Origin of the sequence: Paenibacillus sp. FSL R5-0713 (assembly GCF_037973325.1) — a bacterium.
Taxonomy (GTDB): Bacteria; Bacillota; Bacilli; order Paenibacillales; family Paenibacillaceae; genus Paenibacillus.
Map to the genome: position 1 here is coordinate 4590390 of NZ_CP150229.1, position 12112 is coordinate 4602501.

Sequence of the window (12112 nt, forward strand, 5' to 3'; positions counted from 1 at the left end):
ACTCAAGTCCTCCTTATGCAATCACACAACAATGATTACGTTCTATTTCGTCTTGCTTAAGAGATACAGGAAGTATGGCGCACCAATAATGGCAACCAGGATACCCGCAGGAATCTCAGAAGGCTGCAGGATGACACGACCCAAGGTATCTGCAACCAGTACGAGCAATGAACCGATCAGGGCCGATGCAGGTAACAGGAATTGATGTTTTGGACCCACCAGACGACGCGCCAAATGCGGCCCGATCAGCCCCACAAAACCGATTCCCCCACTCACAGATACACATGAGCCGGCAAGACCTACAGCAGCGGCAAGCAAAATAAGTCGCTCACGCTCAACCGGGGTCCCGAGTCCGCTGGCAGTCTGGTCACCCAGATTCAGCACATTCAATACTCGTGCCTTATACAGAACAAGCGGTACAAGAATGATAAGAAACGGTAGTAGAGCCGTTACAAACTTCCAGTTTGAACCCCAGATGCTGCCTGCCATCCAGGTTGCTACAAATTGATACTTTTCCGGACTAAGCCGTAAGGTAAGCACGATCATGGCAGAACTGATTCCCGCAGCTACCCCGATCCCTGTAAGCAACATACGCGTAGGCAGGATGCCCTCTCCTTTTTTGTAAGAGAGAACGTAGATCAGAAATGCAGCAAAACCGGAACCGATCAGGGCCAGAATAGGCAAAAGAAATACCGGCGCTGCTGTCGTTGTCGGGAAAAAGGAAACAAATAACATAACGACCAGACCTGCACCTGCATTAATCCCGAGGATCCCCGGATCTGCCAGTGCATTCCGAGATACCCCCTGCAAAATACTACCTGATAACGCAAGTCCTGCTCCGACCAGCACCGAAATCACAATACGTGGCAAACGGAATTCAAACAGGATCAATTCCTGTTTCGCCGTGCCTCCACCAAACAGGGTACGCATCACTTCAAGCGGCGACAGCTTGGTAAAACCCGTATTCATGCTCACTACAAAAGCCGTAATAATTAATAGGGCAAGTACAATGAGAACAATCGTACTTTTGGTTCTCTTCTTGCGCTCTGCTCCAACTATTGTTGAGGATTCCATCTTTACAGAGTCCTCCTTTCTTTACGTGCCAGATATAGGAAGAATGGTACCCCGATAAGGGCAACCAATGCGCCAATTGGTGTCTCGTACGGCGGGTTAATCATACGTGCAGCCAGATCCGCAAATACAAGCAGCAAACTACCCATCACAGCGGAACATGGGATAATCCAGCGATAATCGACTCCAACCAGCTTCCGCGTAAGATGGGGAATAATGAGTCCTACAAAACCAACCGCACCAACCACCGACACAGCCGTACCCGCAAGAATCAGTACAACAATCAGACCTATGAGCTTGATCAGCCCCGTACGTTGCCCCAAGCCCACCGCAATATCTTCTCCGAGACTAAGCAGAGTAATGGAACGGGAGATAAGAAGACCTGCGATTAGTGCCGCGAGTACCCATGGGAACATGATTTCAAGTTGAGACCATTTCGTTCCCGCTACACCACCGGCTGTCCAGAATGCCAGATCTTGTCCAATTCTGAAATACAATGCAATCCCTTCACTGAGTGCCGACAACATCGCTGATACTGCTGCACCTGCAAGCACAAGGCGTAGTGGTGTTAGACCCGATTTGGAAGCTGCACCAAAACCATACACCAACAGGACACCAAGCCCTGCCCCAAGGAAGGAATACATGATGATATACATAAATGGCAATCCTGGGAAGAAAGCAAAACAAACTGCAAGCGCAAATCCAGCTCCCGCATTCAGCCCAAGCAGACCTGAATCGGCCAGCGGGTTACGAGTCATGCCCTGCATGATTGCACCAGCCACAGCGAAACATGCACCCACCATGGCTCCTCCAAGAATACGTGGTAACCGAATCTCCCATATGATCTGGTGAGGGGTCAACTCCGGATTGAAATCAAAGATGGCTTTCCAGACTACACTAAGCTTAATATCAGCAGCGCCAAAAGAAATGGACAACGCCATACCCAGAGCGAGTAGCAAAATTCCCCCTGTAAGAATAAGTGTGGCTGCCCACGGACGAGTGTGAATCTTCGCTGTGGGTGAATCCGGATTATGTTTTTCTGGTGAAGCTTGTGAACTCATACGCGCCCACCCTCGTTATGAGTGGAGCTCTTCAAACCTATGTACATAACAATCACCTCTCTATAAATACCAAACTTTAATGATATTGATTCTCATTCCCATAGACCATTGTAAGTGAATCTATAGGCTCTGGCAATGGACAAATAGGACATGTTTAATGCATATATGAAGATTTGCACATAATTTCACACGCAAAAAGGCCATGTAGGAGCCAAAAAGCTCGAACACAGCCTTGTCATTACATATGTAGAACATATAAAAAACAGACTCGTTTAACGGGCTGGTACCTTAATTAAGGAGGCCAGGACATCTGGAGCATCGGTAATGATTCCTTGCACACCCATGTCTATCATGGCCTGCATCTCGGCAGGATCATTCACTGTAAATGGATAGGTAATAATGCCATGGGCCAGTGCAGCGGCAACATCTTGTTGTGTGACTGCCAGCTTGTAGGGATGAAGGCCGGAAGCTTCGAGTTTGGCGGCATAATCATAGGGACGGTACAACTTTTCCATATATAGAAGTGCAGTACGGATCTCCGGGGCAAGACGTTTACATCTCACGAGCGAAGCATGATTGAAACTGGACAGCACGACCTGTTGCTCCAGATTCCAGTCCCGGATCGCCTGTATAACCTTCTCTTCCATCCCCTTATAACTCACAATACCATTTTTCAATTCCAGATTAAGCAGCGTTCCTTTCCCCTGTACGAGCTTGAATAACTCCTCCAGCGAAGGAATACGCTCCCCGGCAAAATCGGCATGGAACCAGGATCCGGCATCCCGGGTGCGCAATTGATCGTAAGTTGTATCCTTAACCCAGCCTTCTGCGCCGCCTGTTCGGCTTAATGTCTCATCATGAATCAGTACCAGTCTGCCATCACTTGTCATCTGCACATCAGTTTCAATACCTGTTGCTCCAAGCTCCAGACTCCGTTCAAAAGCACTCATCGTGTTCTCCGGGCATACGGCAGATGCACCGCGATGGGCAATTATCTCCACGTTCCTCATTCCAGCGCCTCCTGTGTTCAAGCTTCACTCTATGATCATCACTATAAACACAGTTTGTTAGACCTGTATTAACGGAGCGTATAATGGGTTGCCTGCTTCGCTAACACTAGCGGCCAAGTTGATTATCTAACGGGCTGGGGATTCACTCATTTTTGCGAACTCAATCTGAAAATCGACATAACATAGTATGAACGATGGAAGCACCGAACTCCGCTATAAGGAGGTTGACTATTGAATCCCTCAAAGAAAAAATCGATACCTACGCGTGCTCACACATCCCAGTTACAGTCGGCTTCCAGGCTTTCCAGATCATCTGTCCATATCAAAAACAAATCCGGCAAGACGGCTAATCAGCGTTCTTTTAACTCCACTTCATCAAGTACACTGGATCAGCTGGCTATTGTTGCAGCAATACTATCCTTAATTGCAGCTGCCATCGGGCTATATATCGCCTGGAAATCGTTAAGTGTTCCGGATCAAACTGCTGTGGTAGTGTAGACTGCTTGTTGCGCAGCTATTGGCTCAGGAGGCTTTCTCCTGCTTCTGAACTTATTCAGGGGCAGGTTTTTGCTTTTTCAATTACTCAACGTATTCTGGAAATGTCAAAAAACCGTTCCCCTGAAACGCCGGCATATACCGGCGTCTCTATGGAAAGGTCATTTTTATTCGGGCGCTGCCTCTGCAACTTCATTCCCGTCCCGGGATACTGACCGAATTACAGAATGAATGTGCGTGAGATAATAACCAACAGAATGAACAATACAAGAATTGCACCTGTCGATGTCCATGCTCCACCACCGAAGCCTCCGCAATACCCGTAACCTGTACCTTTGAGTTCGCTCATCAGTGACACTCCCCTCTTCATCAAAGTACACTATAGACTATGTCCGATAGCGCAACTTGCTTGGGCAGATCGAAAATTCTCCCGAGGAGTGATTGGGTACAGGCATTCTTCTTATGCACTCATTTCCCGTTAAGTTGTGACCACTTCTGAGTCAACTCTGCAGGAATATAGGATGACATTTGCTTGATCAGTTCAGCCGGATCCGATTCCAGACTCCACAGACTCAGATGCGAGGTGTTAGAGAATCCCTCCTGTACACTATGTTCTACCATCTTCATCAGCGGTCCATAATATCCGTTGACATTCAATAAGCCAACAGGCTTACGATGAATGCCGATCTGTGCCCAGCACAGTACCTCGAATAGTTCTTCAAATGTACCCATACCTCCGGGAAGCGCAATGAAGCCATCGGATAATTCAGCCATCGTAGCCTTGCGTTCATGCATGGTTCCCACTTCAATCAGTTGTGTGAGCCCTCCATGAACAACCTCACCCCGGAATAATCCCGTAGGCATAACCCCGATTACTTCTCCCCCTTGCTCAAGAGCAGCATCAGCTACTGCACCCATCAGACCCATGCAAGAACCACCATAAACCAGCGCATACCCACTATTGGCAATCTGTTTGCCCAGTTGAACAGCCTTCTCTGTATAATCGGGGTGATTTCCCGGATTGGAGCCTGCAAAAACAGCTATACGTTTCAATGGATTTCACTCCTTCTCATGATCTATCTTAATAGTATACAACATGAATGTTATGGGTATGTACAACAGGTTAACAGAACCCATGGACAAAAAAATACCCGACCGTTTGCAGCCGGCCGGGCTCCCATTTCAGTACACATCAATTTAGAAGGGGTTGTTACTACCTAATATACAGAACAAACATTAAATCCGTATGATTTTTGCATGAAATGAGTATTAAATCTTCGTATATCTAACGTATGCCACGGCGTGAACGTACGACAAACATATGCTTGTCTTTACGAAGAACCCGACCATCTGCAAGTTCAACCTGATCCTCGTCATGACGCAGAATCGTCGTGCATAACGCTACAATTTTGGCCCGGCGCCAGATCATAACCTGTGACTTGAAATAGATTGCATTTTCGAACTGAATCGCCTTTTTCATCACATATCCAACCTTGTGCACTTCAGAACGTGCTTTCTTTAAGGGAAGACTCTCTTCGGGAAGAGGTCTGATCATTGCGATATTGTCAAACGACACCTTAATCCGTTTCGGTCCGATCCGCACACATTCCGCTTCTTCATCCCACTCGACCAGCGTTCCCTTCAATGGCTCCCGTATGCCTGTTGCACGATATACCGCTACTTTTCGTCCTATCCAATGTCGCAATGTTCTCACCTCCATCTGTCTAGTTTTCAGGTATCTTCCAATCGATCGGTTCAATACCTTTGGAGGTCAAGAATTCATTGGCTTTGGAAAAGGGACGACTGCCGAGGAATCCGCGATGCGCAGCCAGTGGACTGGGATGTGTAGACTCCAGTACCAGGTGTTTGTCCCTGTTAATAAATGCACCTTTCTTCTGGGCATGACTGCCCCACAGCATAAAGACCATTGGCTCTGAACGTTCATTCAGCGCGCGAATGACAGCATCCGTAAACGTCTGCCAGCCCAATGCCTGATGCGAGTTCGGCTGACCTTCACGAACCGTGAGAACAGCATTTAATAACAGAACCCCCTGCTGAGCCCAGTGGACCAGAGATCCGTGATTCGGAATTGGCAGGCCCAGATCGGCCTGAAGTTCCTTATATATATTTTTCAGAGAAGGAGGTACGCGTACCCCCGGTCTAACCGAAAAGCTTAATCCATGAGCCTGACCCGCACCGTGATAAGGGTCCTGACCAATAATAACGGCCTTAACCTGATGATATGGCGTCAGCTTCAGTGCGGAGAACAAGTCTTCTTTCGGCGGAAAGACCGTCTGCGTCTTGTACTCGGCGGCGAGGGTATAACGAATTTTGTTAAAATATTCGGCTTCCGTCTCTTCCTGTAGCACCTTGTCCCAATCGTTTCCAAACATATGTATAGGCTCCTTTCCCCTGATGAATGCAATTACGTGCAGCCCAACTACCGGGCTCTTCCTTCTGAGAGCCGCATGTCATGCAACTCATAGACTATCCACCATTTTAACATAACCGGGGACAGCAGACCAGAATCGTGCATCAGGGTATACGTTCACCTCAAATTAAACCTTGTTCTTGCTGCGTTCAGTATAATCATCCGAAAAAGTCACCTCGTTGTTGCAAGATGACTTTTTCGGATGACTTGATGACGTTATACTTGAACGGGCACCTCTTCAACTTCTTTTACAAGCACACTACTGATTCTCCGTAATCCTTCCTGAAGGACAGAACGCGGACAAGCCAGATTCAACCGAATACAGCCCTCACCATTCGCTACAAACATGTGACCATCTTCGATCAATACACCCGCTTGCTCTGCGAAGAATAACGGTAAACTTACATTTTGGGGAGCATATGCCGAGATATCAATCCAGGCCAGATATGTGGCTTCCGGGATGTGAAAGACAGCCTGTGGCAGATGCTGCTTCACATACTCTTCCACGCAGGTGAAATTGGCGTCGAGATAACTTTTTAACTGTTTCAGCCATTCATCACCCATTTCATATGCCGCTTGCGTAGCAGCAATGCTCAGTGGGTTTTTGAAACCATAATGGCGTGCCTGCCAGATGTCTCGAAGTGCCTTATTCGGAATGATGACGTTGGAGAACATCAGACCAGCCATGTTAAATGTTTTGCTCGGAGACATGCATGTAATGATTCGATCCGTATCCGGGAACAGCTTCGCAAGTGGCGTATGTCTTTTGCCAGTCCGCAGCAGATCACAGTGAATTTCATCCGAAATAATCCATACATTGTTCCTCAGACAGATCTCACCCACCCGTTGTAACTCTTCCGTTGTCCAGACGCGTCCAGACGGATTATGGGGGTTGCAGAAAATACATACCCTTACCTTCTCATCCTTGGCCTTGGCTTCAAAATCCTCAAAATCAATCGAGTAACGCCCCTGCTCATTGTGCATATCTGAACATACCAGTTCAAGATCATTATGCTCCGCAGCTGACTTGAAGAAACCATAAGACGGGGTAACAATCAGTACTTTCTCATCCGATTGACAGATATACTCCACCAGTTCATACAAAGCGGGGATGATCCCGTTTGAGGTCTCCAAATGCTCCTTCGGGAAGGACCAGTCATAGTACCGTTTCATCCAATTCGAGACAGCTTCATAGTATGCCGGATCAAACACCTGGGAGTAACCCATAATTCTGCGGTCCAAACGTTCCTTCACTGCATCTAGAATCTCGGGAGGTGTGGCGAACTCCATATCTGCAATCCACATGCGAATGAATTCTTCGTCCTTAAATGGAAATGTCATATCTTCTGAAGCGTTAAAAATATATTGACGGAATCCATCCGTATTCATGGCATTTGTTCCTGTGCGATCTATAATCTCATCAAAGTCATATTTCATAGCTTCTGCTCCTCTGTCTGCTCAACTTTTCATTGTCGGTTCATGTTGTATGAGATCTATTATTCCATGACGTAGAAATTGCATCAAATGTAATACAATCTATCCTGAAGAAACAAATAAAGTTTATTGTTTCCTCAGAATAGGTTTTTTGTCGAGAAAGTGATATATTTCTCATATAACATCATTTTTATGAATGACTTTCATCATTTTCACGTACTCTCAAGAAACATTGCATAAGGAGAACCGGTTATGAACAATATCAATCAGGAAGTTGGCAAGAAAATACGAAACTTTCGGAAGTGGCGGGGACTGACCATCCAACAGCTGGCGGATCAGATCTTTAAGAGCAAGGGCACCCTGTCCAAATATGAGAGCGGAGATATTACACTTGATCTGGTCACATTACATCATATTGCGAACGCGCTCAACATTCAGGTGGAGCAACTCTTGTACCAAGAGCCCAGACACGCTTCTCCCTTGATGAATGCGGTCCCGTCCAGCTTTTTCAAGAACTCCACCCGTTTCTATTCCTACTTCTATGACGGGCGTAACAACAGTCTCATTCGTTGTGTCATTGACATGATAGCTCAATCGGATGCCAACCGTTATCGCACCGTGATGTATATGAATGTGAAGGATTTTGAGAACTATCAAGAATGCGAGAATATGTACTGGGGCCACACCGAGCATTATGATACACTCACCACGCTAATTTTGAAAAATCAGGCTACGCCGCTGGAGAATCTATATATTAATATTCTGGCATCTTTTCAGGAATCGGAGAAAAAATGGGGATTGATGGCTGGTGTCTCCTTCAGACCTTTCATGCCGATCGCGCTCAAAATGTTATTCTCCAGAACCCCGCTGCCCGAGAATCAGGAGTTGTATAATGAATTGAAAATCTCAAAGGAAGATCTGCGGACTTTAAAAATATACAACATGCTTGCTGTCACTTGAATAATGCAGCGTGTCAACCATTCTCATATGGGAGGGGATAGTCGCACCTCATTGCTACCCGTTAAAAAATGCACTTCTATAAGCTGTTAAACCAGCTCATAAAAGTGCCTTATGCATTTGACGCCTATTGAATCGAAAATCAGCGAGACTAACGTTTAGTTTTTGATTAAATCCAGCGTCTCGTCAAACATTTGCTTCTGTTCCTCAATCTTGTTCTCATTACCGATCACACAGCGCTGTTGCTGTTCAAGTATGTCTGATAAGAGCGCAGCAAAACCGATAATGTCGCTTTCCTTCGTGCTTAATACTTCGTCCCGCTCCTGTTGCAGATCCGCTTCAGTCACATTCGACAGATAACACTCCAGAGAGAATGCCCCTTCGCCATAAGGGGTTCTCGGCGTATCCAGATCCTGGATCGCACCAATAATATAACGTGTCATTTCCCGCTCGTCTGCCCGGAAATCGGTTAAATATTGCGGTATCTCTTCATATACTTTGTACGTTTTAGCGAGGTTCGGATCACGATACGATGCAACGTAGCTGTCTCCGTTCCGTCTGAAGCCTGACATACAGCCATAAGCTCCGCCTTTGGCGCGGATATTGGTCCACAAGTAATCCAAGGACAGGATGCCCTGTAAGACCCGTAACGAACCCGTGTATTGATATCCTTTGTCGATATAATTGCCCGTTTGCACCACGTACTGCACCTCTGACGGGGAACGGAATCCTTCCTTATGAGTAGCAGGTAGGAACGTAAACTCTTCCTTGGCAACCTCATGTGTGAATAGCTTCGCTTTCAGATCGGATACCTGTTGCTCCAGTCCTTCATATCCCTGCTCATCGGCAGTGTAACTAACAAGCAAGTTCTCCGGTCTGAAAATATACCCCGTCAACTCTTGCAGCTTGGAAGATAACTCTTCTTTTCTAGCCTCAAAGTTCGCTTGAAGATCCTCAAGCCATTGGTAAAAGGCAATGCCACTTACCGCTTCTCTGAAATCCGCTACGGCTGAATGTTTGGACGAAGACCGTCCAATTCCCGCAGAGTGTCCGCTGTTGATCAGATTACGTTGCAGATTACCTTTCATCTGAGAGATGATCTCATATAATCGCTTCGAATTATCGAATCGGGATGTGAAGACAATTTCCTGGATCATGTCAAAGGCAAATCCAAGCTTGTCATACAACACTTTTGCGTTGAACTCATAGGTAGCCTTGAATTCATTGTGCTTATGCGCGTTGGCATACGATCCAATCCCGCTATGAATACCGCCCGAATGGATATGAATCTCATTGGACAATTCATTGAAGGAGTAGTTTTGAGTATCCACGTAACCCAGTACATTTTTCAGCAATCCTGCATACGGCAGCAGATGACGTGGCACTTCTTTGATATCGAACAGCAGTCTCAGATAACCAATCCCGTTCGTGTAGAGGTTATGGTGCAGAATGGTTGTGCCGTCGACCTGGTTCACCGTTTGATGCAACGTAGAGGCCTTCGGTTCAATATCTTCAATCGATAACGTCGGAATGACCTGCTGCTGCTCTTTGGTTGAAGGTGTATTCTGATATTCGGCGAGTGCTTCCGTTTTCTGAATCAGTGTCTGAACTTCTTCCTCGCTAAGTCCGGCCTGGATGGTTTTCAGCCGTTTTTTCAACGCTTCCTCCTTGCGTGAGTTCAGCCCCTTATCCGGGGTAAGCGCTACGAAGGAAGTATGTGTGTTCTGCAAAATATATTTCTCAATCAGTTGCTCGAAGTAACCTTCGTTCATTTTTGTCCGCAGCTCAGCAAATACGTCATTAGCCTCCAGATGAGTGAATGGTGCCTCCTCATCGTACAGCCAGCTTTGCAGGGAGGAGAATCCGTAGATCAGACCCTTCGGCATTCTGCCATAGTCTGCTTCTCTGTGATTGAACTCATACGAGTTAATGCCTGCAAGGAGCGCCTTAGGATCGAAGCCTTCTTTCACCACACGCTCAAGCACTTCTTGGACCGTTCCCAGGAAATCCTCTTTGCTCTCCAGATTGCTCTTCTTCAGTCCCACCGTGAACACAGGCTGATACAGGCTGTCATCATACGAACCATAGACGTCCTTCGCAATTCCTTTATCCAGCAACGCCTGTTTCAATACCGCTCCCGGGGCGTTCAGCAAGGCGTATAACAAAATCTGGAACGAAATGTTCAGTTCCTTGTCCAGACTTGTGCCAATCACCGCATTATAGGTCAAGAAGCTATTATCCACTTCGGATTCCGTACTTCCCGCAGAGTAAGTCTTAACTGTGTCTACCCGTTCTCCAAAGGCAGGTTGAAGTTGGATAGCCGAATCAATCTCGATTCGATCATATGCACTCAGATAGTTCTCATCAAGCCATTGCAACTTCTCTTCCATATCCATATCCCCGTAGAGATAGATGTAACTGTTGGAAGGATGATAGTATCTCGTGTGGAAATCCAGCAGCCCCTGATAGGTAAGATCCAGAATAGCTTCCGGGAATCCGCCAGACTCGGAGGAATATGTGGTATCCGGGAAAAGGGAGTTCAGCACTTCTCTGCGCACCATACGTTCCGGTGAAGAAAAGGCGCCCTTCATCTCGTTATATACAACTCCGTTGTAAGTTAACTCATCATCAGCCGAGGTCAGATTGTAATTCCAACCTTCCTGCAAAAATATCTTTTCATTCTCATAAATATTCGTATTCAATACCGCGTCCAGATAAATATCCATCAGATTATGGAAGTCATGATCATTACGACTCGCGATCGGGTAGATCGTCTTATCGGGATACGTCATGGCGTTAAGGAATGTATTCAATGAACCTTTCAGCAACTCAACAAAAGAATCCTTGGCCGGAAATTTCTTGGACCCACAGAGCACGGAGTGTTCGAGGATATGGGCTACCCCTGTATCATCTTCCGGAGGTGTGCGGAAACCGATACTGAATACTTTGTTGTCGTCCTGATTGGACAAAAGTACGATTTTGGCTCCGGATTTCTGGTGCTCCAACAGATACGCATCCGATTTCAGTTCTTCAATTCTGCGCTCCTGTAACACCTTGTATGGCTTAAGCTGTTTCAACATAAACTTGAGTCCTCCGTCCATAAGATTGTTTTATTGGTTTTGTGACTCTACATAAGTTCAAATATGGTTATTTACACAGGCACTCCGATGACAGAACAACCTTCCGATCGCTGTTATCCCCAGATTTTTTTGATTCCCTATTAAACGGGAAAATCCGGGGATAAAGGCGCCCGCTTCACTTCTTCAGGTTATTTCTGTCCTCTCCGTTATCGTGTAAATGTGTAGTTGAACTTATATCGTTCAGCAAAGTAAAGGTAATATATGCCTATGGATAGTATACACCATTGTTCCGTCTCTTCATAAAAGTCAGATAAATGTACCTTCTGATATGTATTATGCAGTGTTTATGTTTATGAACTGCATGGTGAAGTGGTCAGCTATGATATCACATTCATATTAAAGAACAAAAAAAAAAGCTCGCATGCAGCTTGGTTAACAAGCGTCATGCGAGCTTTCTTTTTAAGATGCCGAGGACCGGGATCGAACCGGTACGGTAGTCACCTACCGCAGGATTTTAAGTCCTGTGCGTCTACATTGTAGGACACTCGGTCAAAAATTCTTTAACCATATGGG

Annotated in this window: 11 protein-coding genes; 2 read left to right on the forward strand and 9 right to left on the reverse strand. The window is 46.2% G+C overall.

Going from position 1 to position 12112, the window contains the following annotated elements:
- Positions 1-42: 42 nt before the first annotated feature.
- The 3 genes from MKZ12_RS20470 to MKZ12_RS20480 form a co-directional block, all read right to left on the reverse strand.
- Entirely contained in the window at positions 43-1074 is a 1032-nt protein-coding gene (locus MKZ12_RS20470) for an iron ABC transporter permease (RefSeq protein WP_339235805.1), read from the reverse strand.
- A 2-nt stretch (positions 1075-1076) separates the two neighbouring features.
- Entirely contained in the window at positions 1077-2132 is a 1056-nt protein-coding gene (locus MKZ12_RS20475) for an iron ABC transporter permease (protein ID WP_339235807.1), read from the reverse strand.
- 272 nt (positions 2133-2404) lie between these two features.
- Positions 2405-3142 (reverse strand): glycerophosphodiester phosphodiesterase, encoded by a 738-nt coding sequence (locus tag MKZ12_RS20480; RefSeq protein ID WP_339256374.1) that lies wholly within the window; start codon positions 3140-3142, stop codon positions 2405-2407.
- Between the two features lie 231 nt (positions 3143-3373).
- Here MKZ12_RS20480 and MKZ12_RS20485 point away from each other — a divergent pair, with 231 nt between their 5' ends.
- Positions 3374-3640, forward strand: a complete 267-nt coding sequence (locus MKZ12_RS20485; RefSeq protein WP_091014158.1) for a hypothetical protein — start codon at positions 3374-3376, stop codon at positions 3638-3640.
- 217 nt (positions 3641-3857) lie between these two features.
- Here MKZ12_RS20485 and MKZ12_RS20490 read toward each other — a convergent pair whose 3' ends face one another.
- The 5 genes from MKZ12_RS20490 to MKZ12_RS20510 form a co-directional block, all read right to left on the reverse strand.
- Positions 3858-3986 (reverse strand): hypothetical protein, encoded by a 129-nt coding sequence (locus MKZ12_RS20490; RefSeq protein ID WP_255319930.1) that lies wholly within the window; start codon positions 3984-3986, stop codon positions 3858-3860.
- Between the two features lie 119 nt (positions 3987-4105).
- Positions 4106-4690: a TIGR00730 family Rossman fold protein gene (locus MKZ12_RS20495; RefSeq protein ID WP_339256375.1), complete on the reverse strand. Its 585-nt coding sequence runs from the start codon at positions 4688-4690 to the stop codon at positions 4106-4108.
- A gap of 232 nt (positions 4691-4922) precedes the next feature.
- Positions 4923-5342 carry a hypothetical protein gene (locus MKZ12_RS20500; RefSeq protein WP_315937091.1) on the reverse strand — a complete coding sequence of 140 codons (420 nt, stop codon included), beginning with the start codon at positions 5340-5342 and terminating at the stop codon, positions 4923-4925.
- Between the two features lie 19 nt (positions 5343-5361).
- Positions 5362-6030: a uracil-DNA glycosylase gene (gene ung, locus MKZ12_RS20505; RefSeq protein WP_339235817.1), complete on the reverse strand. Its 669-nt coding sequence runs from the start codon at positions 6028-6030 to the stop codon at positions 5362-5364.
- A 254-nt stretch (positions 6031-6284) separates the two neighbouring features.
- Positions 6285-7505, reverse strand: coding sequence for a MalY/PatB family protein (locus tag MKZ12_RS20510; RefSeq protein WP_339256376.1), 1221 nt, complete (start codon positions 7503-7505; stop codon positions 6285-6287).
- A 249-nt stretch (positions 7506-7754) separates the two neighbouring features.
- Here MKZ12_RS20510 and MKZ12_RS20515 point away from each other — a divergent pair, with 249 nt between their 5' ends.
- Positions 7755-8462: a helix-turn-helix transcriptional regulator gene (locus MKZ12_RS20515; protein ID WP_339235822.1), complete on the forward strand. Its 708-nt coding sequence runs from the start codon at positions 7755-7757 to the stop codon at positions 8460-8462.
- A 155-nt stretch (positions 8463-8617) separates the two neighbouring features.
- Here MKZ12_RS20515 and MKZ12_RS20520 read toward each other — a convergent pair whose 3' ends face one another.
- Complete coding sequence (locus MKZ12_RS20520; protein WP_339256377.1) at positions 8618-11539, reverse strand: insulinase family protein; 2922 nt, start codon at positions 11537-11539, stop codon at positions 8618-8620.
- Positions 11540-12112 lie beyond the last annotated feature (573 nt).

Coding starts and splice junctions, on each gene's coding strand:
- MKZ12_RS20470 (WP_339235805.1), bottom strand. CDS start 1,074: ATGGAATCCTCAACAATAGTTGGAGCAGAGCGCAAGAAGAGAACCAAA.
- MKZ12_RS20475 (WP_339235807.1), bottom strand. CDS start 2,132: ATGAGTTCACAAGCTTCACCAGAAAAACATAATCCGGATTCACCCACA.
- MKZ12_RS20480 (WP_339256374.1), bottom strand. CDS start 3,142: ATGAGGAACGTGGAGATAATTGCCCATCGCGGTGCATCTGCCGTATGC.
- MKZ12_RS20490 (WP_255319930.1), bottom strand. CDS start 3,986: ATGAGCGAACTCAAAGGTACAGGTTACGGGTATTGCGGAGGCTTCGGT.
- ung (WP_339235817.1), bottom strand. CDS start 6,030: ATGTTTGGAAACGATTGGGACAAGGTGCTACAGGAAGAGACGGAAGCC.
- MKZ12_RS20510 (WP_339256376.1), bottom strand. CDS start 7,505: ATGAAATATGACTTTGATGAGATTATAGATCGCACAGGAACAAATGCC.
- MKZ12_RS20515 (WP_339235822.1), top strand. CDS start 7,755: ATGAACAATATCAATCAGGAAGTTGGCAAGAAAATACGAAACTTTCGG.
- MKZ12_RS20520 (WP_339256377.1), bottom strand. CDS start 11,539: ATGTTGAAACAGCTTAAGCCATACAAGGTGTTACAGGAGCGCAGAATT.